Origin of the sequence: Phormidium tenue FACHB-1050 (assembly GCF_014696925.1) — a bacterium.
Classification (GTDB): Bacteria; Cyanobacteriota; Cyanobacteriia; order Pseudanabaenales; family Pseudanabaenaceae; genus Pseudanabaena.
The window spans coordinates 1-21396 of the sequence record NZ_JACJQY010000067.1; the positions used below are offsets into that span (position 1 = coordinate 1).

The following is a 21396-nucleotide window of genomic DNA, read 5'->3' on the forward strand; positions in this document are numbered from 1 at the left end:
TCCCCTATTGCCGCTTTCTGCGATCGCCTTACGGCTAAGGGTAAGTCCAAAATGTCTGTCATTGGGGCGGTCATGCACAAGCTATTGCGACAGGTCTTTGGTGTTCTCAAGTCTCAGCGTTCTTTCGACCCAAATTTTGTCCAAATTCCCTCTTGACTTTTTGATTCTCAAGACAGTATCTACACAATCTTTTTATGATTTATTTGGGGCATGAATAAATAAATTGCGATCGCTGCTTAAACATAAAGTAACTGATTGGCAATTTCATCAGCAGTCATTGAGTCCAGCAAAATCATGACCCTATTGACAATTTCATAGGGACTTTTTTGAGGAACTACGATAATTCCTGAATGAGTGAGATTGGCTTGCCCGTACTGCAAATGTAAATCTTCGTAATCAACTCGGTTGTGGGTCAAAATGCAACGGTCATTAGCAGCAGCATAGGCTAATTGCTCTTGGTCGGATTTACCCAACATATCGCTCTTTTGAACTGTGACGGCATCAATACCCCGCGATCGCAGTAGTGTGGCGACCATGTTATTCATATCTTCGTCAAGATATAAGCTGGCGAATATTTTCACAGGTTTTGAATAGCGGCTTTTACGGCTGGATGAATTAAATGCTCTGGGACGCGATTGCGATCGATATATTCATTTATTTCTGCTTGATTATCTTGATAGAAACTCAGAGCATCGAATACCTGTGCCAATGTTAGATGTGGTAAGCAGTTAGGAATTTCTTCGGGTGATGTGCCTAATCTCCATAAGCCAACGATCGCTCTGACAGAGGTATTTGTACCAATGATGATTGGTTCACCAGTGGATTTGCGGGTCACATAGCGAGTTATTGTTGTGGGTTGTTTTGGTGCGACAAGTGTCATAGCTACCTTTACACTTAGCTTTTAAACAATTCTATCACTGACAATCTAGGACACGATAACCATGAACTACTGGCTAGTAAAATTCGCCCCCTTCCGCTACAGTTGGCAAAAAATCTTATTACATGGCAAATTTGAAATCTATTCCGTCCGCAACCCTCAAGCACGGAATAACCTCAAAGCCATGCAACTAAACGATGAAGTCTTGTTTTACCATAGCCAAGAAGGAAACAGCATCATGGGTAAAATGAAAGTCATCGTCACTGCCCATCAAGACCCAACCACCGATGATCCCAAATGGTTAAGCGTCACCTTTGAGCCAGTAGAAACTTTTGAGAAAGCAATAACCTTAAGCCAGATCAAAGAAACCCCAGAATTAGCAAATATTGGCTTAGTCAAACAGCCAAGACTCTCAGTAATGCCATTAACTAAAGATGAGTTTGAGATAATAAATAGTCTGACAACAGATTAGACAGATTTTTAGAGTCTAAAATCATTCATAATGGGAGCTTACATCAACCCCCACATTTACAACTAGACCTATTTCTGTAATGACTAGCATCTGTGAAAAAATAACCAACCAGATGAACGAGCTATATGAATGCTCGCTAGTCAACGATGCTGTCCGAATTCGCACACCATATCTATATCCCGATGGCGACTATATAGATATTTTCCTCAAGGAACGTCAAAACACCTATACCCTTACAGATTTTGGCGAAACCCTGCGTTGGCTAAAAATGCAAACAACATCGCAGTATCGATCCAATAGACAAGATGCAATCCTTCAAGATATTTGCCAAACTCACAATATTGAGCTTTATCGCGGAATGCTACTAACCCGAACATCAGTTAACAGTAGCCTTGGCGCAGATATAACACGCATTGCTCAGGCAGCCTTACGAGTTTCTGATATTTGGTTTACTCAAAAAACCAGAGCTTTTGAATCGATTCAAAGTGAAGTTTCAGAACTCCTCGAAACAAACAAAATCCCCTTCGATCAAGGTGAAAAATATATTGGTAGATCTGGGCGATCGCGCAAAGTAGACTTTCACGCTAGACACCCAAAACGCAGTTCACTCATCTACGTTTTAAGTACAGGTAGTCGCGCTAGCGCAAACAGTCGCGTTAACAACGTTCTCGCATCTTGGTATGACCTCAACCATCTGAAAACTGGCACTGAACCTCTACGATTTATTTCATTATTCGATGACACAGTAGATGTCTGGACTCCTGACAACATGAGTATCCTTGAAGACCTATCTGACATTGCCTACTGGTCACAACCCGAAGAGTTAATAGAGCTTCTCGCCGCCTAGCCTTAAAATTCATACAAACACCATGCGCCCCCTTGAATTAATTGTCGAAGGATTTACAAGTTTTCGCACTCGGCAAGTGCTAGATTTTACGAGCCTTGACTTGTTTGCGATTACAGGCGCAACGGGTGCTGGAAAAACTTCGCTATTAGATGCGATTACTTTTGCACTTTATGACAAGGTGGCGAATAAGCCCAATTCATCAAAGGAATTAGTTAGCCAAGGCGCGACCCAGCTAAAAGTGGAATTTCGGTTTGTGATGCGACAAACGGAATATCGTGTCCTGCGAACTTGGCGCAATCGAGGCAAAACCGATGAGAAAAAATTTCTGTTTGATCAATTGATTGATGGAGAATGGGAAAGATGCGATCGCACTCAAAAGGTAGAAGATATCATCGGCATGGACTTTGAGACGTTTACCCGTGTGATCATTTTGCCGCAGGGACAATTTGATGAATTCCTCAAGGGTGAGGCGGGTAAACGGCGCGAGATTTTGCGACAGTTGGCAGGATTTCAAATTTTTGAACAGATGCGGAAGGAGGCAAGCGATCGCACTAGTCGTTTTAAAGCCGAGCGTGAAGGCTTAGATAAAGTCCTTGAAGGGATGCAAGCACCAACGCAAGAGCAAGTAGAAGCGCAACAATTAGAGTTAGCGAATCTGGAAATTTTAATTCCTGAGTTGGATATACAAGCTAAGCAAAGTCATAAACTATTGGAGGTAGAAGAAAGACTCTTTGCTCAAATCCAACAATATCAACAGCTTTCCGTAAAATTAGCGCAATTGCAACAGGAAGCATCGCAAATCCAAGTTTTAGAAAATCAATGGCGAAATGCTCAATTAGCAAATTCGATTATGGGAACTTGGACAGTTCTCCAGACTGTGCGTAAACGTGTGGAACAGGCGATCGCTGATCTTGCAAGCACCAAGAAACAGCTAGAAATTTCGAGACTTGATCTTGATCAGCAGCAACAAGCCTATGAAAAGTCCCGTACAGAGCAAATCACCGCCCAAAGTCATATCGAAACTCAAGAGCGTAATCTCGCCCTAGCGGAGTCTCTGCATACACAGCAACAACAATCAGAATCTGAGTTAAAACGTGCTGATCAGAATTTGCAAGAGCGATCGCAGGTTCTCAAAAAAGCAGCTAAAGCTGTAACTCAAGCAGAATCAGATTTGCAAGCCATTAGGCAAAATTTGCAAACTCTTGAGGTTTCTCTCGCAAATTCTCAGTATGATCCCACTAGACTCGAACAACTGCGTCAAGTTGCCGAACCGCTTACGCAATGGCAAATTTTGCAAGATAATCTGACAAAACAGCAGCAAAAATCGACCCAATACCAAACGGAAATCCAGAAATTCACGCAGCAACTAGAGAAAGCACAACAGGCGATCGCTAAGGCTGAAAATGATTTTCAAGTTGCGAGTAATGCTCTCAAGGAAGCTGAATTATCTAATCTGCAAGCTTTACAAACTAGTCACGCTAACGCTTTACGCGCCGAATTGCATGATGGTGATAACTGCCCCGTGTGTAATCACCTCTATAGTTTAGAGGGATTGTCTGAACTTCCAGAATTAGAGTTAGTTGATACAGCAGGATTATTAAAACAGAAGGAAGTCGCTGAGCGTCAGTTAGCGAAATCATTACAAGACAAGGCAAAAATTGAGGCTAGTCTCGAAGCTTCGCAGCAACAATTGCAGAGTCAAACTCAGGAAATTGATGATTTAGAATCACAACTTGCTAAATTACAAAAACAGATTGATCAAGTTCTTAAGTCTGCTTGGCAAGCGGTCGATATTCTACGCGATCGCCAAACATTGGAATCTCAAGAGACTTCATATCTCAAGCTAATTGCTGAACAAAAGGAAATAGCGATCGCTGCTCAAACTGCTGAAAACAAACTTAAATCTAGCCAAGAAAATCTGCAATTAGCCCAAGTAGAATTTGATAAATCATCGCAGGAAAAAGTACTCAGAGAATCGCAACTACAGGAAATTTCGCAACGGTTGCTAGAAATTACCGATGGCAAGAGTTATGAATCCTTGCGTCAAAGTATTGTGCAAGCAAAACAGGAGTTAAGCGATCGCCTCAAAACTATCGAAAGCAAATATCAACAAGCCCGTGAAACCTTTGCTAAGCGAGAGGAAGCAGCAACTAAAGCTCAAGAAAATCACGATTTTGCCATTGCCGAGCAAGCTCAACAGGAATCCCATTGGCAAGAAGAACTTAATTCAATTAACTTTACTGAATTAGAATTTCTGGCTGCCCAAACTGCGCGATCGCAAATGGATGCTTGGCAACAGCAAATCGAGAACTATCAACGTCAAGAGCAGGACTTAACCACTCGCTTACAGATGTTTGCGGAGTCGATCGCAGAGAGAGAAACTGATGAAGAGGCGATTGCGAAATTGCGTGAGGAATCCCAACAAGCTGAACAAGGATTACAAATAGCTAGTGAAAGTCGTGCCTCAATCAAGGCATGGCTAGAGCAAGCTCACCAAAAATGCCAAGAGTCACAGGAGCTTGAAGAACGTAAACTTGATTTACAGGCGCAAGAGCAGACTTATCATACCCTCGCCCAAGACCTGCAATCCAATCGCTTTCAGGAATATATTCTCGACAGCCTGCAACAGGAACTCGCTAACCGTGCCTCGGTACTCTTGCAACAACTTTCAGAAGAGCGCTATATTCTCCAAATAGAAGGTGGTGATTATTGGGTAGCAGATAATTGGAATGGTGGTGAAAAGCGCCGTGTACGCACCCTCTCAGGTGGTGAAACCTTTGCGGCTTCCCTCTCAATGGCACTGGCGCTATCGGAGAAATTATCTATGGGCATTGAACTGGGTAGCCTTTTCCTTGACGAGGGTTTCGGTACACTCGACAGTGAAACCCTCGAAAGCGTTACCCAAATCCTCGAATCCTTACGCCAACAGGATCGCTTAATCGGTGTGATTACCCATATCCAATCCTTAGCCGAACGATTGCCCACCCAAATCCACGTTCGCAAGTCCATCAATGGTTCAGAATTGGTTAGAGTCTAGCAAAGGAATAGCAACGCTTTGCGTTGCTATTCCTTTGCTTTTGGCGAATGCTATAATTTAACTAGAGTCCAGATTTTTAGCTCAGGCTTAGTGAGATGATTGCTGTAAAAACTCTTTACGAAACTGACTTTAACCTTTGGCTAGAGGAAACCGCACTCCTAATCAAAGAAGGTAAGTTAGATCGATTAGACATTGAAAATCTGCTTGAAGAAATAGAAGGTATGAGTCGGAGAGAGAAAGATGCAGTAGAAAGTAATTTGATTAGAGTTCTGCAACATCTCCTTAAATGGAAATATCAACCACAAAAGCGATCGCCTAGTTGGGCTTATACAATTATCGAACATTCTCGAAGATTAAATAAGGCTTTTAAGAATAGTCCTAGTCTAAATCGACACTTTAATGACGTGTTTGATGAATGTTACGCTGCGGCTTGTCAAGCCGCTTCTGTTGAGACACAATTGCCTTTAGTAACTTTCCCCCCATCCTGTCCTTTCTCAAAGTCTGATGTATTAGATATTAACTCAGATGACTATTTAATTAGTTAGGATAGGTGCAAAGCACCTATCCTAACTAACTGATAATTGACTTAATGAAAGCGATCGCCTCGGCGTGAGAACCAATCTTTCCTTCTACCTGAGCAATTTTTACACTTTCTAGAAATTCCCCAATCTTTGGACTAGGTGGTATTCCTAAATCCTTAAGAAGATCATCGCCTGTAATTAATGTAATGGGATAGGCGATCACATCATTTGGATTGAGCCAACGCTTTAGCCAAGATAAAATCTTTTCAGACTCATAGCCACTAGCTAGAGCCAACGCAGCGATCGCTGGAAAAAACTCTAGAGTTGATTGAAAAAATTTATATTGCTCCTTAGGGGTGGATTGATCTAGCAAGTTAATAAATTGAGGCAAGTATCTCAAAATGCCTACTAACCAGCGTTGCTCAGCACGGCTTAATCCCAAAGACTCAAGGGCAGTTGCACTATTGCTTAAAGCCGCTAATTTGACAACCACAATCGCCCAGCGATCGCCTGATAAATGTTTACTAAAAAATAATTCCAAATTAGGAAACTGGGATAGCAAATTGGAGATTACTCCCTCAATCTCGGCAAATCTAGGTAAATTTAAATGCTGACTTGGTAGCCAATCCTCTAAAATGCGATCGCTGATTGCTTCCATCATCCATTGGCTACCACTGTTAATTGACAATAGATAACCTAACTCTGTGCGTACCCGTTCTGCTGCCACAGTCTTTAATCTTGGTGCAAGTTTGATCAAAACCTGTCGCGTTAAATCTTCGATCGCAAAGCCTAATTGTGCTGATTGCCGATATCCCCGCAAAATCCGTAAAGGATCTTCTGCCAAGTTCTCAGGAGCAACCATCCTAATTCTCTTTGCTTTTAAATCCCCAATCCCATCCAAAGGATCAATAAAATCTTCGCCCGCAAATAACCCATCACCAATCCCCAATGACCGATCACCAATTAACCGATCGCCAATTAATTGATGACATTCCATCGCGATCGCATTCATACAAAAATCACGCCTCCCCAAATCTTCCTCTAAACTACGCCCCATCTGTTGAGCAAAATCCGCCGTACCATTCTTAAAAACAACCCTTGCAATTTTGCGCTCAGCATCCAGCACCACAAAGCCTACTTTATATTTACGAGCGATCGCTTGAGCCGTCTCTACAGCCTTTTCAGGTAAGACAAAATCTAGATCAAGATATTTACCCTGTCGCTGTAATAGGCGATCGCGCACCCATCCACCTACTAAATAAGCAGGCGTGGGTAAATCATTAAAATCAAAGGGAAACTGTTGCAAAATCTATTTATAGTCCGCCTTGCTAAGGATATTGATTGCTTAGATATGTTATACGATCGCCGTACTGATCCAGCAAAATTTTGGGAATTAAAAACCAAACCCCGTAAGGGTTTTAAAAGCACAAAATGGCGTAGCCATTTTGTGCTTTGGTATTACACTTGTAGATAGAGTTTTGGGTACAGCCTTGTCATTTAAGGATAAAACAATCGCGATTACAGGCGCTTCAGGCACGATGGGTCGAGCGCTGATGTCTGAGCTATCTAAACGAGGGGCAAAAATAGTTGCACTAACCACTTCACCTAATGTGAGTTTTCAAATAACAAACAGTGAGCCACAAGCCAATCAAGAAATAGAAGTCATCACTTGGCAACTAGGGCATGAGACAGAACTGCGCGATCGCTTACAAAAAGTAGATATTCTCATTCTCAATCATGGGATAAATGTATTGGGAGCAAGAGATTCGGCAGCTATTTACCAATCCTACGAAGTCAATACTTTTTCGGTTTTTCGTTGGATTGATCTATTCCTAGAAATAATACCTAAGTCTGAAACTACTATTACAAAAGAAATTTGGGTCAATACCTCTGAAGCGGAAGTCAATCCTGCCCTAAGTCCCTTGTATGAGCTTTCCAAACGCGCCATTGGCGATTTAGTCACCCTCCGCCGCCTTGATAAGGCTTGCACAATTCGTAAATTGATTTTGGGCCCGTTTAAAAGCGATCTCAACCCCTATGGAGTGATGTCGGCAAGTTTTGTGGCTTGGGCGATCGCTTTTTTAGCCGAACTCGGTTTTCGCGATATTATCGTGACCATTAATCCCATTACTTTCATCGCCTATCCTGTCAAAGAATTTTGGCGATCGCTTTATTTCCGACTATTCTCTCACCGTAAGCAATAATATGAATCTCGCATTACAAACAGAAATCTGTAAATTTATTCGGGAGATCGGACAAAAAGCAATTCATCTGAGAGAGTCTGGTTTTCAGGTCGATGAGAAGGGCTTTGATGATTATGTAACTAATGTCGATCGCGAACTCGATCATCTCCTCAGCCAAAGGTTTCAAGCATGGTTCCCCGATGATGTGGTAATTAGTGAAGAAAATTCGCGATCGCAGGAACTATGGAAGCAATATGCAGAACTAAATCAAAAGTACTGGTTTATCGATCCCATTGATGGCACGGATGACTTCATTCATGGGCGTGAGTTCTATTCGGTAATGGTTGGAGTCTTAGAAGCATTTCAGCCTACTTTGGGTTGGATCTATGCACCAAAGAGCGATCTCTTATATTTTGGCGGTACGGCGATCAATGGAGTATTCACCGTCACGAATGGGAATGTTCCTGAAGTCCTGTATGCGGTTCCGCCGATTGGCGCAAGCAGCGATCGCGTGATTGTCAGTAAAAAGGATGATCTTGCCTATGGAAATGCGATTCGTGCGGCGGTTCCCAATGTGGAGTTTTATACCCTCGGCAGTTTTGGTTTGAAGGTAATGGAAGTTGTCCAAGGTCGGGCAAGTGCCTACATCTATCTCAATCGTCGGGTTAAGCTCTGGGATACGGTTGGACCTTTAGCGATCGCTAAAGCCGCAGGACTAGTTTGTTGTGATCTCTCAGGTCGAGAAATTGGATTTGGCTATGATGATATTCATCCTGAGAAACTAACTCACAATCAACTAATTGTGATTGGCTGGTCAAAATTTATTGATGAATATCTAGCGGCTATTTATCAAGAACTTCAAGCCCAAATATAAGAAAGGCGGCGCGATGTGCCGCCTTTCTTATATTTGGGCTTGATAGCGAAATTTGCTTTGTCTTTACAACGCGATCGCCCACTCAGAAAACCTTGTAAAATATCACTAGGTTAAATATGCAGGAGGATTCAAAGAATGACAGTGTTAGAGAAAGTCCTAACTAAAATGCAGACATTGCCAACAGATCAACAGCAACAAGTACTCCGCTTTGTTGAATTTCTCACTTTTGAGCTAGGCGATCGCCAAACTAACCAAGAATCTGAGAGCCTCAAAGAAGATCAACAAAAAAAAGAAGGTCAGCAAAAATCTAATTTCTGGAAAGGATTACAAAAATTTAGATTGACTATCCAAAATGAAGGAATGGAGTTTACTAATGAAGATTTTGCAGATTTGCGCGATCGCAGTGTGGGTAGAGAAATTATTTTATGAGCTTCCAATATTTGCTTGATACTAATACGCTTTCGGAGCCAGCAAGACTTATTCCCAATGCGAATGTTTTACATAAGCTAGATGTTTGTCAATCGGAAATTGCCACTGGGAGTATTGTTGTGCTTGAGCTTATGTATGGTTGTTTGCGATTGCCAGAATCTAGAAAGCAAGAGGCTCTTTGGAATTATATTCAAGAGTCGGTGTTGAGTTTGCCAGTGTTTAATTATGATCAACCTGCGGCAGAATGGCACGCAAGGGAGAGAGCAAGGTTAACGAAGATTAGTAAGACTCCTGCTTTTGCGGATGGGCAAATTGCGAGTATTGCTCATGTCAATAATTTGATTTTGGTGACTAATTAATAATGTTGCAGATTTTCAGTTTTTTGATGGTTTAAGAATTGAAAACTGGTTTCTAGAATAAGCTCATCCCACCATCAAACCCCATTTGGTAGTGATCAAGAGGGAATGATAAGAAACCTAGATTGGATTAGAGTATTGTAGTGATGGACAAAAAGCCAAATCATAGCAATGTGATTATCCAACTTTTTAGAGAAAGATAAAGTTTTTCTGACTAGACGAGCAACCCGTTGCCGCAAAGTGCAATTAAACCTTTCAATGTGATTAGTTTGTCCAGACTCTTTGCCAACTGCCCGATGACGCTTTTTGGGTAATACACAACAGTAAGCTTGCCAAAAGTCACTATAGCAAACGGCACATTGATGATAGACCCTTGGCAAGGATTGCCATAATTCTCTAGCAGCATCTTGATCTCGATTGCCGATATATACCCCAAACGCGGAGTAATCCCACCCAAAATGAACCAGACCCATGGGTGAGAATACTCAACGGCAAGCGAGGAATACATCTGGTTGTACTGTATTTGGCCTACGGAGAGTGGCGCGTACCATGGAGTTTGAGAGTATGGCGAGGTAAAGGATACCCCAGTCCCTCTGACGATCGCTTGTAAGTTATTGGGGACAGTACCTACGCAACTAACCCAAGGCAAGACTGTGATTGTCCTTGCTGATACTGAGTTTTGTACAGTGAAGTTTTTCAATGCTGTCCGAGCCAAGTCTTGGCGCATTGTTGTCGGTGTACGCAACAATCGTAAACTTCAAGATGGACGCACCGTCAAACAACTTTATCGTCATGGCAAACGTGGACAACAAATTTTGCTAGAAGGGCTAACTCAGCCTTTGACAATCTCTTGGTTCTGGCTCAAAAGAGCCGATAGTAAACGGGAGTTACGCTTTGTGGTCTCTTCTCATCCTTATTCTGGTGCTTATCTGGTGATGTTAGGTCGTAAGCGTTGGGCGATTGAGGGCTTCTTCAAAACTATCAAGCATCGCTTTGGTTTGCATTGTTTTGGGCAATCTACAAAACTTGGTGTTTATCGTTGGCTTATCCTCTCTCTGCTTGCTTATCTTTTGGCTCATTGGATTGATCAATGGTCGAGTCCTCCTGTCTTGGACTGGAAAGCTACCTCTGATTTAACCCTTTCGGTTTTATTCCCTTCTGTTCTTTGGTTGAAACTTCTCAGGTATATCCAAATTAGTGCCGATATTGCTGCTCGTCATGGCTTTGTAATTATTCTCAAACCCATTCCCACTTAACTCTTTCAGGAATGCTGCAAGATATCAGCTACGCCATTTCTTCTTTTGGTATTACTGGTAATCTCTGACTCGCTGTAAACGATTGTGAATCCGATTAGCTAAGTCAATCCCGACAATTGGCTTACAGAGATAGTCATCCGCACCAACTCCAAAGGCGAGATTTTGAGTATTAGAGTCTGACATCACGCTGAGAAATAGCACTGGCAAGCGCTTCCAATTGAGATCATTTCTAATGGACTGACAAATTTCTAACCCGTTAATGGGAGGCATATTGACATCTAGAACCAAGATATCAGGCAAGACTGACTGTAACACCGTCCAAAATTCCTGTGGATCGGCTAAAGTTGTAACCTTAAAGCCCCAAGGATTGAGTAGTTCCGTAAGCGATCGCAAACAATCAATATCATCATCAACAATCATCACCTTTGGCTCGATTACCGATTGCGCCTGTTTCAAAGAGACAGATGAGGTATCGGCAATTGAATTCTTAGGAAGACTTTGGATTAAATGAGTATTTTGAATCGCTTGCTCTAGAGCAGTAACCAATGGTTCTAAGGTTTCTAACTGTACTTTTTGCTCTGGAGTTTGACCTTTTAGTAGATTTTCTAATTGAATTGCGAGTTGCATAGCACTTGTTAAACCCAATGTGCCAAGGGTTCCCGCTAATTTATGAGCAGTTTGATGGGCTAATTCTTGAAAATGCGGCGATAGGAATCCAGCCTCTAGCTTGGCGGTCGCTTGGAATAATACCTTCAACTGTTCGAGGCTCTTAGGCTTAGTCGTGACCCAAAGCTGATTTAAGAACTCTAAATACTTTTCCTGTTGGCTGTCTTGAGTACTCGATTTGGGATTAGAGGAATTAGCAGAAGCAGTTCCCAAGGGCTTAGATATTTCCACATCCGTAGATTTATCTGGCACTTTTAGATAATAGCCGCGCCCATGCACAGTAGCAATAAAATCTGAAGGAGCGCCTGCTGCTACTAATTTACGCCGCAAGCCACGAATATGAGAACGCACTGTTGCCTCTGAGGGGAACTCATCGGAAGACCATAGGCGATCGAGAATCTCCTCAACACTTAACAAATGCTGACTATCACGCAATAAAATTTCTAATAATTCATATTCTTTATTAGTGAGAGTAAGAGGGGAATTATTGTAAGAAACTTCGCAAGTACTAGGATTGAGAAGTAAATCTCCCCACACAATAATTGGCAAAGAAATTGAATTACTCCGTCTCAAGAGGGCGCGAATACGAGCAATTAATTCTGGGATATCAAAGGGCTTAACTACATAATCATCGGCTCCCGAATCTAACCCATTTACCTTGGCAGTACTAGCATTTTGAGCTGTTAGCAAGAGAATCGGGGTGTTATAGTCTTCGGCGCGAAAACGTTGACAGAGAGTGATTCCATCTATTTTAGGCAACCCAATATCTAATATGATTAGGTCATAATCAAAGGTTGAACCATAGCTCCACGCCATTTCACCATCTTTGACTACATCGACAATATAGCGATTTTCAGTCAGCGCTTTTGTTAATACCGCAATTAAGACCTCATCATCTTCTACTAATAATATCTTCATAGGATTATAAAATCACAAAATCATTTATCGTCATTGGGAGGTGGTTAAGAGGTATTCCCGAAAATCTCGATGCAGTTTATTGATGCAATTTGTTGCAGATTTACCAATCAAGTATTTTGGTAATTATATCTGGTAAATCAAGGGAATTGAACGGTTTCGTAATCACTCCACTCACCCGCAAATCATTAAATTGTCTTCTTTCTGAAGTTTGAGCCTTAGCGGTTAAAAAAATCACAGGAATTTGAGAAGTTTGCGGATCGGCTTGAAGAGCTTTAAAGGTAGCAATCCCATCCATATCAGGCATCATCACATCGAGCAAAATAGCATCAGGTTTTTGATCGCAAGCAGTTTTAATACCTTGCATTCCTGAGCTAGCAACTAACACTTCCCAGTCAACCATCATCTGAATTCCAAACTGCACAACAGTTTGAATACTTTCTTCATCATCAACAATCAAAATCCTTTTCTTTGGCATATTTTTAGTTTCATCACTGATTTAATAATGGCAGCGTAAACGAAAAAGTACTACCTTGACCAAGGGTACTCTCAGCCCAAATTTTACCCTCATGTTGTTCAACAATTTTGCGACAGATTGTTAAACCTAGACCTGTACCACCTTTACGGCGAGAGTCAGAGGAGTCCACTTGCTGAAATCTTTCAAAAATACTTTCTAGTTTGTCCGATGGAATGCCCTGACCTTCATCGGAAACCGAAAACAGGACTTCGGCATTTGGTCTATTTTCAGCAGTTAGCCAGACCTTACCATTAACTGATGAGAACTTAATCGCATTACTGATGAGGTTAGTCAATGCTTGCACAATGTAATCAGAATCCACAAAGATATTGATATCCACTGGCTCAGCTATGAGAACTACACCATGATTCTGCGCCATCGGCTGCATTGCTTCCGTAGCCTGAATCATTAACGTAGAAACATTGCAGACCTGCTTCTCCATTTTCACTTCCCCCGACTCAATGCGTTGCAAATCAAGAACATTATTAACCAAGCGGACTAGTCGCTCCGTATTGTCATCCGCTATTTCTAGAATTTGCTGTCCATCTTTTGAAAGGGTTCCTAATCTTCCCGTTGCTAAAATTTTTAATGCACTATGCATCGAAGTTAAAGGAGTTCGCAATTCATGACTGACCACAGCGATAAATTCATCTTTCATCCGTTCGATCGCTTTGCGATCGCTAATATCAGCAGTTAGAGCAAAAAAACCTTTAACATTGTTATGTTCATCAACATGGGGAATATAGGTAACGTTCACAGAACAGGGAAGACCATCCTTTAAGAGAATTTCATTTTCATAGGTCACAGCTTGACCCAGTAGTGCCAACTTTACATGGGATTGCATTCTTAAGTAGCAGTCATCCCCCCAAACGGATTTAATATCACTGCCATAGATTTCCGATAGAGACTTGCCTAGCCAATCTTCATAGGCTTTATTGTTAAATCGATAACATTGGTTCTCATCCACATAGGAAATCAGCACTGGCAAAGCATTAGTAATCAGCCTTAACTGCTCTTCACTCTGGCGGAGAGCAGTTTCCGCTTGTTTGCGATCGTTAATCTCCTGCTGAAGATTGCGATTGACTTCCTGTAATTCCGCAGTCCGCACTTCGACGATTTCTTCTAAATGCTCTAGAAATTGCGCTTGCGATAAGGCTATACCGATCTGATCGGCAAGTTGTTGCATTAGTTCCAGTTCAAAATCTAGCCATTTGTATGGGCGATCGCAATGATGCGCGATTAATAATCCCCACAGTTGATTGGGTGAACTTGCCTCTTTGGGGTGATGGGAATTTAAGTTTTGCAGGATGGGGACAATCATCTTTGCCTTGATGTTGAATTGATGTACAAATTCAATCAGACATTCCGATAATCCTTCTTGACGATCGCTAACATCGGCGATCGCTCTGACTCGACCCTTAGCATAAAGTTGTTGATATTCAGTGGGAAATACTTCTTCGGGAAATTCTAAATCTAGAATTTCTGGATAATCAGGTAAAACTGCCTCAGTGATTGCTCGTCCCGTGCCATCAGGAAAAATTTGGTATATCAGTACGCGATCGGCTTGCAGGATTCGCTGTACCTCGGTTACCGTCGCCCTCAAAATTTCCTTAAATTGTAACGACTGCCTAATTTTAAAAGTAACTTCAGCAAAGAGCTTAACCCACTGACGTTGGCGAAATAGCTCAGCTTGCTCATGATTTTTGAGGGTATGCTGAGATTTTATGGCAGTTTTCTGCTTTTTTTTACGGGATTTAGAACTCTTGTGTTTAGGCATAGGCTAATTTTACACTTACGCTGCTTTGCACTCAAGCCTTACCGCAATTACAACACTTTGCAAGCGAACCACAAGAAGAATTTTAAAAGCGTTGCAAAGCAACGCTTTTAAAATTCTTCTTGTGGTTCGCTTGAGAAGTAATTTCTGTAGGTGCTGAATTTACAGCGCTTTGCGCTCAAACCCAAACCAAGATATTTTTTGAAAGGCTTGCTTTGCAAGCCTTTCAAAAAATATCTTATGGTTCATTTGATTGGCAACTGCTGCAAATTAACTGAGTCAAATAACCGAGTCAAATAACATAGAGGTCATATAGCGCTCTGCCCATTCTTCGCCAAAGGACTTTTCGAGGACTCGACGGGTTTTATCATTTTGTTGCTGTTTAGCGCAGTAATATTGCTGACCCGCGATCGCACTAGCAACCTCAACATCTGAAGTTAATGGCTCTAAATTGGTGGCAATTTGGCAATGAATCGTTAAAAAATCTTGAACCCGTTGTAAAAAAGCTTGTTCTTCTTCTACACCAGCAGGACGGACAAACAAACAAAATTCAGAAAAAATATCAGCCCATTCGGGTAAGGCACGAGGTTGTGAAAATTCTATGTTTTTTAAGTTAGCTAATTTCTCTTGATAATTAGCGGGTAAAGATCTTTCGAGATTACTAGGTGATAGATCCGCGATCGCCGCACTAATCATCCCGCCACGACCGCCGACAATATCTGCGCCAAAGATTGGCAAGGCATACTCAGGATTAGGAAACATGACACAATGCAGAATATCTAAACCATTGCCAACTTGAGCTAGTTCTAAGTGCAATTTGCGAAATTGTTTAGTTTGATAACAAAGATTTTCAATGATTAACTTTTCTCCTTCTAAATGCCCCTCGATATAGCCTAAATCTTTGGGAATGAGATATGGTTCAAGACCTAAATTATTTTGCCATGTCTCTTCAATACAGTTTGCGAGCTTCTGAATTAAAGGATGTTGACGGGTTCGCAAAAAAGATGTTGCCATAAACTTTTTAATTACAAATTCTTAAATACAAAATACAAAAAATAGGAGAAAGAAAAACAAGAAAATAATATGTTTTTGTTAAAGATGTCTAGTTCTTAAATTAAATGGTCTCAAAAAGTTTTAATTCTTCAATTAGACGATCAAAATAGGGTGTAAATTCAGTCTGACGCTCTGGCTCAAGTCTTTTAAGGCTAGCAACTTTGATAGCTCCTAAGCCAAGAATCATAGCATCTAAGGGTACTTGTAGTTCTTGATAAAGATCCTGCATATACTTCAATCCTTCAGAGCTTAAATAGTCAAGACGCTGACCAGCAATCCCGTAGGTAATGCAGCGTAGAAAATGCCAAAAGTCTCGCCAGCAAGCATTCGCGCGTTCCGTAGGATACAGTCCTCCACCTTCTTGGGTGATTTTCGGGAAGGTTTCTAACACTTGCTGCCTTGCCTCATCAACAATTTGTGGTGCTTGTGCAGACAATAACTTGACGGTGGGAATAGACTCCGCGATCGCAGGTATTAATATTTGTAAATCGTTTAAATCTTCTTCAGTGAGATAACGACCTTGATCATCGGCATCTTGAAATTTGGTCATAGCCAGATCTGGATAAGTATCTTGCCAAGATCTAAAACTGACAATGCGAGATTTTTTAATTAATGCAAGAACTTTTTCACTTAGTTGAGGATTAGACATTAAATTCAAGGTAAGAGTCAGGGTAAGAGAAAGGGGCGCAAAATTGAGGTAAAGCTAGTTTACCCGATCAAACGAACCATAAGAGATTTTTTGAAAGGCTTGCAAAGCAAGCCTTTCAAAAAATCTCTTGGTTTGGGTTTGAGCGCAAAGCGCTGTAAATTAATTAATCACGCTACCTCAAAAATCTTCAATTCCACTTATCTCATTACTTACCTCATCACTTTATGGATCTTTCCCAAATCAAACTTGCCCAAATAAAACTTGATTTACAAAATCCTGACTTTCAGTATCGGATTAAGGCGATCGCCGCACTTAAGGATTTTACGGCTGAAGTCGCCATTCCTTTACTAATCCAGCATGTCAAAGATCCTGAGTTTCTAGTACGGACTTTTGTGGCTAGGGAATTAGGTCGGCAAAAAACTGCGGAATCCTTTGCGGCACTACTCCAGATTATGCGCTACGACAACACTCCTAATGTCCGAGCCGAAGCTGCCAACTCTATTTCTTTATTCGATCGCATTTCCGCATCACACCTCGTCCAAGCATTTCATCAAGATGATCACTGGTTAGTAAGACGCAGCATCCTCTCGGCTTTAGTAGAAATGCAATGCCATCCAGAAGTATTGGAAATATGTTGCGTAGGCTTGCAAGGAGAAGATGCCGCCGTGCAAGAAGCTTGCATTGATGGCTTAAGTTCTTTATCGCAATCTGCCCAAGCCGACTTAGCCCTCGCAAAACTATTAGAACTAAAAAACTCCGAGTTTGAATATATTCGAGTGCGAGTAGCCTATGCGCTGATGCAGTTTGATCATCCTGAAGCTAAGGAGGCGATCGCGGATTTAAGGAGCGATCGTGATTATCGCGTGGTTGGTGCAGCGATGGAAAATCTCCTGTAATGCCTACCAAATCTAGCTTTGAAAAGAAAGGCGGCACTAAGCGCCGCCTTTCTTTTTTTGAGTTTGTTAAGGATTGTTACTTACTTTACAAAAGATGAGACTAGAACAATCGTGATCTTTTATGTTCTATATGTCTTGTAAATCACAAAGTGAATTACTTAAAGACAGAACAACGTTTTACATAAGATAAACAATTTTTAAGGAGAGCGAAATGCTTGACGCTTTTTCTAGAGCTGTAGTTTCAGCAGATGCTAGCACCTCTGTAGTAGGTGATATTAATGCTCTTAAGGCATTCGTTGCTAGTGGCAACCGTCGTCTAGATGCTGTAAATGCAATTGCTAGCAATGCAAGCTGCATGGTTTCTGACGCAGTAGCAGGTATGATTTGCGAAAACCAAGGTTTGATTCAAGCTGGTGGTAACTGTTACCCTAACCGTCGTATGGCTGCTTGCTTACGCGACGCTGAAATCATTCTCCGTTATGTTACCTATGCTCTCTTGGCTGGTGATTCTTCCGTATTGGATGACCGTTGCTTGAACGGTTTGAGAGAAACCTATGCTGCTTTGGGCGTACCTACAACCTCCACAGTACGTGCTGTCCAAATTATGAAGGCTCAAGCTGCTGCTCACATCCAAGACAATCCTAGTGAAGCTCGTGCAGGTGCTAAGCTCCGCAAGATGGGAACTCCTGTTGTTGAAGATCGTTGTGCTTCTTTGGTTGCTGAAGCTTCCAGCTACTTCGATCGCGTAATTGCAGCCCTCAGCTAATTGATATCTGTCAATTGATATCTACTAGTTGGTTGCTAATAGCGATTTACTGGTTGAGATTTGCTCAACGAGAATAAAAACAAAGCTTACTGAATAACAAGAATCCAGTTTGGAGATTTAATAAATGAAATCCGTTGTTACTACCGTTATCGCCTCTGCTGATGCAGCAGGTCGTTTCCCTAGCACCTCTGACCTCGAATCAGTACAAGGTTCTATCCAACGCGCTGCGGCTCGTTTGGAAGCTGCTGAAAAGCTAGCTGCTAACCTTGATGCAGTTGCGAAAGAAGCATATGATGCTTGCATCAAGAAGTATCCTTACCTCAACAATGCTGGTGAAGCAAACTCCACCGATACCTTCAAGGCAAAGTGCGCTCGTGACATCAAGCACTACCTCCGTTTGATCCAATACAGCCTCGTTGTTGGCGGTACTGGTCCTTTGGATGAGTGGGGTATTGCTGGTCAGCGTGAAGTTTACCGTGCCTTGGGCTTGCCTACTGCTCCTTATGTAGAAGCATTGAGCTTTGCTCGTAACCGTGGTTGCACACCTCGCGATATGTCTGCTCAAGCATTGACCGAGTACAATGCATTGCTCGACTACGCAATCAATTCTCTTTCCTAATTGATCATCACAGCAAGCGATAAAACCTATCGCTTGCAAAAAACAAAAGTAGGGGCAATTTATGAATTGCCCCTACTTTTGTTTTGGAACTGACAATTGATATAATTTCGGAATTATGGATAAACGTTTTTATAGCTTTTTTAATTTAACGGAAGATCAGGCGATCGCTATTTTAGATACTCCGCAAAATCAAATAGGGGAAGACGATTCTCGCTATATTGCAGCTTCGCATTTAGTAAATTTTAATTCTGAGAAATCGATCGCCGCTTTGGTTAGAGCCATTCATCAAACTGATCCTGAAATGGATAATCGCATTGTCCGAAGGAAATCTGTCGAAACGTTAGGTCGTCTCCAAGCAAAATCGGCTCTGCAAGTAGTGCGAGAATGCTTAGCCGATGATGACTGCTTCATGGTCGAAAATGCGGTTTGGGCGATCGGTGAAATTGGGACACAAGATCCAGAGATTTTAGCAGAGATTACTCAACTACTCGATAAGCCTTCTCAAACCTATCGGGTGATTATTCAAACCCTTGCGAAGTTGGATTATCACCCCGCAATCGCCAAGATTCGGCAATTTGTAAACGATGAAAGCTTGCCCGTTTCCAGTGCTGCGATTACAGCAATTTGTCGCTTAACCAGAGATTTCTCGCAAATGGGGAAAATCGTCGCCCTATTGCAAAATCGCAATGTGATCGCCAGACGTTTATCCATTCAAGATCTCATTGATGCCAATTACTATGCGTCAATTCCTGATATCTCCCGATGCCCAGTATCATTGGTATTTCGGTTGCGGGGCATTCGGATGTTAGCGGAAGCAGGAATGCAAGAAGGTGCGATTTCCTTTGCGGATGTGCAACCATTTTTAGAAAAATCCTTAATCGATCATCCTTCCACCCTTTCCCCAGTCCATAATTACAGTACTTTGCCCGATCTTCCGCGTTTAATCCATGAGCTTTATGAAACGGATTTTGGTAGATGCTATTTAGCAATCCAAACGATTTTAGAAAATTACTCAGAAGACGCGCCTGCGGCACTATTTGATGCTTATGAACAGGAAGCTCGCAACGATTACGGCGCACATTTCCATGTGGTCAAACTCTTTGGTTGGCTAAAACATGCACCAGCCTATGATTTGTTAATTGAGAGTTTGCATAATAAACAACCTCAATATCAAAAATCCCGTGCGGCGGCAGCGATCGCCCTTGCGGAAATTGGCGATGAGCGAGCGATCCCTGAACTAAAAACTTGTTTAGAAACGAAAATATGGGACTTGAAATATGCTGCTCTGTTAGCATTAGAGAAGTTCGGCGATTTTACTGGCTATGAAGTGCTTGCCAACGATAGCGACTTATTAATTCGCGAAAAGGTAGCGAGTAGGTAGTGATAGGCAGCGTAAAGGTTTACCCATCAATACCTTATAAAAAATAATTAAAATTCTCAATTACCAATTTAATCAAAATGTCTCTTGAAACCTTTTTTCAACAACTTAAACATCCAAATCCTAACGTTCGCAATCAGGCGATGTGGGAAATTGCCGCTAATTATGACGCTGAAGTTATTAGTAGATTGATGAGTATTCTCGATGATGAAGATACAAATTATCGACGCGCCGCTGTCAAAACTTTAGGTGAGATCGGTCACGAGACTGTCCCTCTTCTAGTCGAAGCCATGCTCCATAGTGACAATGTGACCGTAAGAGGTAGTGCAGCAAAAGCGATCGCACAGGTGGTAATCTGTCATCCTGATGAGCCGCTTTCGGCGGAGGGAGTGGCAGGTTTAAAGGCAGCTTTGCAAGATGCGAATCCTGTGGTGAATATTGCCGCAGTCATGGCAATGGGAGAAATTGGCGAACCTGTACTAGATCTTTTGATCGAAGCCCTACAGGAAACCGATAATCCTGCTTTAGCAATTTCTCTGGTCAATGCGATCGCTTCCATTGGCAGTAGTCGAGGCATAGATGCGTTGCGTTTGATTATTGACAACGAAGCAACGGATTCCTATGTCAAAGAATCTGCTATCAGTGCTTTATCTAGAGGTGAGATGACTGCTGGCTTCAATAGATAAGTCCTAATAATTATGAACAATTTATCTCTATCGAGAATGCTTCTTTCTCATAATTTTGATGTTTCTCCTGAGATGCTCCCAATGCTCAGTCGAGAAGAATTTGCGGAAGTATTTCGGATTGGGTTAGGAGATCGCCCATCCTGTCAGACCAGACTAGTGAATCATCACCATTGGACAGTGGAAATTCTCTTTGATCGTCATCAGTGTTCCCCTAAGCAAATAGGTGAGTTTTGTGCTGAGGCTTTAGCCAATAAACGTATCAGTCAAGGAATAGAATCTCAGTTTCTACCTGAAATCTTAGTTTTAGGCGGAGTTAAAACAACATCTCCTACCAGTGCTTCGCCAGATGCTTTGCAGACTGGAGATTGGGGCGTGGATGTGGTGGAAACATTAATGGGAGAAACTTTTTTAAAGGGAATTGCATGGGAGACAACGATCGCATCCAAATCCCTTGATATGATTTTTAAAGTGGAACTTAAAGACATCCAATCTTCTTGTTGATAGCGTAAATTTTGGTATAGGTTTGGCGTTGTTGCATAAAAAGGGTAAGGAAGGTTAAATTAGGTATTGATTAGGAGAGCAAAACCAGCAAATGACACAGAAATATGAGATCCGCAATTGGTCA

23 protein-coding genes and 2 pseudogenes are annotated in these 21396 nt (G+C 41.8%); 16 read left to right on the forward strand and 9 right to left on the reverse strand.

The window, feature by feature from the left end; translation table 11 throughout:
* Window positions 1-156: pseudogene (locus H6G05_RS26090) on the forward strand (IS110 family transposase); the annotation flags it as partial.
* A gap of 80 nt (window positions 157-236) precedes the next feature.
* On the opposite strand, the gene H6G05_RS23620 reads toward H6G05_RS26090, so the two are convergent.
* Both H6G05_RS23620 and H6G05_RS23625 read right to left on the reverse strand, forming a co-directional pair.
* The gene (locus H6G05_RS23620) at window positions 237-581 is read right to left on the reverse strand and encodes a DUF5615 family PIN-like protein (RefSeq protein WP_190582209.1); all 345 of its coding nucleotides are present in this window, start codon (window positions 579-581) and stop codon (window positions 237-239) included.
* Window positions 578-880: a DUF433 domain-containing protein gene (locus tag H6G05_RS23625; protein ID WP_190582211.1), complete on the reverse strand. Its 303-nt coding sequence runs from the start codon at window positions 878-880 to the stop codon at window positions 578-580. The genes H6G05_RS23620 and H6G05_RS23625 overlap by 4 nt, the downstream gene beginning before the upstream one ends.
* A gap of 61 nt (window positions 881-941) precedes the next feature.
* On the opposite strand from H6G05_RS23625, the gene H6G05_RS23630 reads away from it, so the two are divergent.
* The 4 genes from H6G05_RS23630 (at window position 942) to H6G05_RS23645 (ending at window position 5778) form a co-directional block, all read left to right on the forward strand.
* Window positions 942-1349 (forward strand): EVE domain-containing protein, encoded by a 408-nt coding sequence (locus H6G05_RS23630; RefSeq protein WP_190582213.1) that lies wholly within the window; start codon window positions 942-944, stop codon window positions 1347-1349.
* Window positions 1350-1461: 112 nt separating this feature from the next.
* Entirely contained in the window at window positions 1462-2196 is a 735-nt protein-coding gene (locus H6G05_RS23635) for a DUF1828 domain-containing protein (protein WP_190582215.1), read from the forward strand.
* Between the two features lie 22 nt (window positions 2197-2218).
* Window positions 2219-5233, forward strand: a complete 3015-nt coding sequence (locus H6G05_RS23640) for an SbcC/MukB-like Walker B domain-containing protein (protein ID WP_190582217.1) — start codon at window positions 2219-2221, stop codon at window positions 5231-5233.
* A 95-nt stretch (window positions 5234-5328) separates the two neighbouring features.
* Window positions 5329-5778: a DUF29 domain-containing protein gene (locus H6G05_RS23645; protein ID WP_190582219.1), complete on the forward strand. Its 450-nt coding sequence runs from the start codon at window positions 5329-5331 to the stop codon at window positions 5776-5778.
* Between the two features lie 25 nt (window positions 5779-5803).
* Here H6G05_RS23645 and H6G05_RS23650 read toward each other — a convergent pair whose 3' ends face one another.
* Entirely contained in the window at window positions 5804-7060 is a 1257-nt protein-coding gene (locus H6G05_RS23650) for a CCA tRNA nucleotidyltransferase (protein WP_190582221.1), read from the reverse strand.
* A gap of 139 nt (window positions 7061-7199) precedes the next feature.
* Between H6G05_RS23650 and H6G05_RS23655 the strand changes: the two genes are divergently transcribed.
* The 4 genes from H6G05_RS23655 (at window position 7200) to H6G05_RS23670 (ending at window position 9599) form a co-directional block, all read left to right on the forward strand.
* Complete coding sequence (locus H6G05_RS23655; RefSeq protein WP_190582223.1) at window positions 7200-7958, forward strand: bifunctional sterol desaturase/short chain dehydrogenase; 759 nt, start codon at window positions 7200-7202, stop codon at window positions 7956-7958.
* 1 nt (window position 7959) lies between these two features.
* Window positions 7960-8811: a 3'(2'),5'-bisphosphate nucleotidase CysQ family protein gene (locus tag H6G05_RS23660; protein WP_190582225.1), complete on the forward strand. Its 852-nt coding sequence runs from the start codon at window positions 7960-7962 to the stop codon at window positions 8809-8811.
* Window positions 8812-8946: 135 nt separating this feature from the next.
* A complete protein-coding gene (locus H6G05_RS23665; RefSeq protein WP_190582227.1) occupies window positions 8947-9240 on the forward strand; it encodes a hypothetical protein in 294 nt (97 codons plus the stop codon).
* A complete protein-coding gene (locus H6G05_RS23670) occupies window positions 9237-9599 on the forward strand; it encodes a type II toxin-antitoxin system VapC family toxin (protein WP_242025787.1) in 363 nt (120 codons plus the stop codon). Before H6G05_RS23665 ends, H6G05_RS23670 begins: the two co-directional genes overlap by 4 nt.
* A gap of 95 nt (window positions 9600-9694) precedes the next feature.
* Here H6G05_RS23670 and H6G05_RS23675 read toward each other — a convergent pair.
* Window positions 9695-10030, reverse strand: a pseudogene (locus H6G05_RS23675) (IS1 family transposase); the annotation flags it as partial.
* Between the two features lie 180 nt (window positions 10031-10210).
* Here H6G05_RS23675 and H6G05_RS23680 point away from each other — a divergent pair.
* The gene (locus tag H6G05_RS23680; RefSeq protein WP_190582229.1) at window positions 10211-10852 is read left to right on the forward strand and encodes a transposase; all 642 of its coding nucleotides are present in this window, start codon (window positions 10211-10213) and stop codon (window positions 10850-10852) included.
* Window positions 10853-10903: 51 nt separating this feature from the next.
* On the opposite strand, the gene H6G05_RS23685 is transcribed toward H6G05_RS23680, so the two are convergent.
* The 5 genes from H6G05_RS23685 to H6G05_RS23705 form a co-directional block, all read right to left on the reverse strand.
* Window positions 10904-12436 (reverse strand): response regulator, encoded by a 1533-nt coding sequence (locus tag H6G05_RS23685; protein ID WP_190582231.1) that lies wholly within the window; start codon window positions 12434-12436, stop codon window positions 10904-10906.
* A gap of 100 nt (window positions 12437-12536) precedes the next feature.
* Window positions 12537-12911, reverse strand: a complete 375-nt coding sequence (locus H6G05_RS23690) for a response regulator (protein ID WP_190582233.1) — start codon at window positions 12909-12911, stop codon at window positions 12537-12539.
* 13 nt (window positions 12912-12924) lie between these two features.
* Window positions 12925-14727, reverse strand: a complete 1803-nt coding sequence (locus tag H6G05_RS23695; protein ID WP_190582235.1) for an ATP-binding protein — start codon at window positions 14725-14727, stop codon at window positions 12925-12927.
* A gap of 276 nt (window positions 14728-15003) precedes the next feature.
* Window positions 15004-15738: a phycocyanobilin:ferredoxin oxidoreductase gene (locus H6G05_RS23700; protein ID WP_190582237.1), complete on the reverse strand. Its 735-nt coding sequence runs from the start codon at window positions 15736-15738 to the stop codon at window positions 15004-15006.
* 100 nt (window positions 15739-15838) lie between these two features.
* Window positions 15839-16426: a globin family protein gene (locus H6G05_RS23705; protein ID WP_190582239.1), complete on the reverse strand. Its 588-nt coding sequence runs from the start codon at window positions 16424-16426 to the stop codon at window positions 15839-15841.
* Window positions 16427-16650: 224 nt separating this feature from the next.
* Here H6G05_RS23705 and H6G05_RS23710 point away from each other — a divergent pair, with 224 nt between their 5' ends.
* The 6 genes from H6G05_RS23710 (at window position 16651) to H6G05_RS23735 (ending at window position 21272) form a co-directional block, all read left to right on the forward strand.
* Window positions 16651-17322, forward strand: a complete 672-nt coding sequence (locus H6G05_RS23710; RefSeq protein ID WP_199310748.1) for a HEAT repeat domain-containing protein — start codon at window positions 16651-16653, stop codon at window positions 17320-17322.
* A gap of 211 nt (window positions 17323-17533) precedes the next feature.
* Window positions 17534-18088 (forward strand): C-phycoerythrin subunit beta, encoded by a 555-nt coding sequence (gene cpeB / locus H6G05_RS23715; protein ID WP_190582241.1) that lies wholly within the window; start codon window positions 17534-17536, stop codon window positions 18086-18088.
* 124 nt (window positions 18089-18212) lie between these two features.
* Complete coding sequence (gene cpeA, locus H6G05_RS23720; RefSeq protein ID WP_190582243.1) at window positions 18213-18707, forward strand: C-phycoerythrin subunit alpha; 495 nt, start codon at window positions 18213-18215, stop codon at window positions 18705-18707.
* A gap of 115 nt (window positions 18708-18822) precedes the next feature.
* Window positions 18823-20088, forward strand: coding sequence for a HEAT repeat domain-containing protein (locus tag H6G05_RS23725; RefSeq protein ID WP_190582245.1), 1266 nt, complete (start codon window positions 18823-18825; stop codon window positions 20086-20088).
* 77 nt (window positions 20089-20165) lie between these two features.
* Window positions 20166-20771 carry a HEAT repeat domain-containing protein gene (locus tag H6G05_RS23730; protein WP_190582247.1) on the forward strand — a complete coding sequence of 202 codons (606 nt, stop codon included), beginning with the start codon at window positions 20166-20168 and terminating at the stop codon, window positions 20769-20771.
* Between the two features lie 12 nt (window positions 20772-20783).
* Window positions 20784-21272, forward strand: a complete 489-nt coding sequence (locus H6G05_RS23735) for a DUF2656 domain-containing protein (RefSeq protein WP_199310750.1) — start codon at window positions 20784-20786, stop codon at window positions 21270-21272.
* Window positions 21273-21396: the final 124 nt, after the last annotated feature.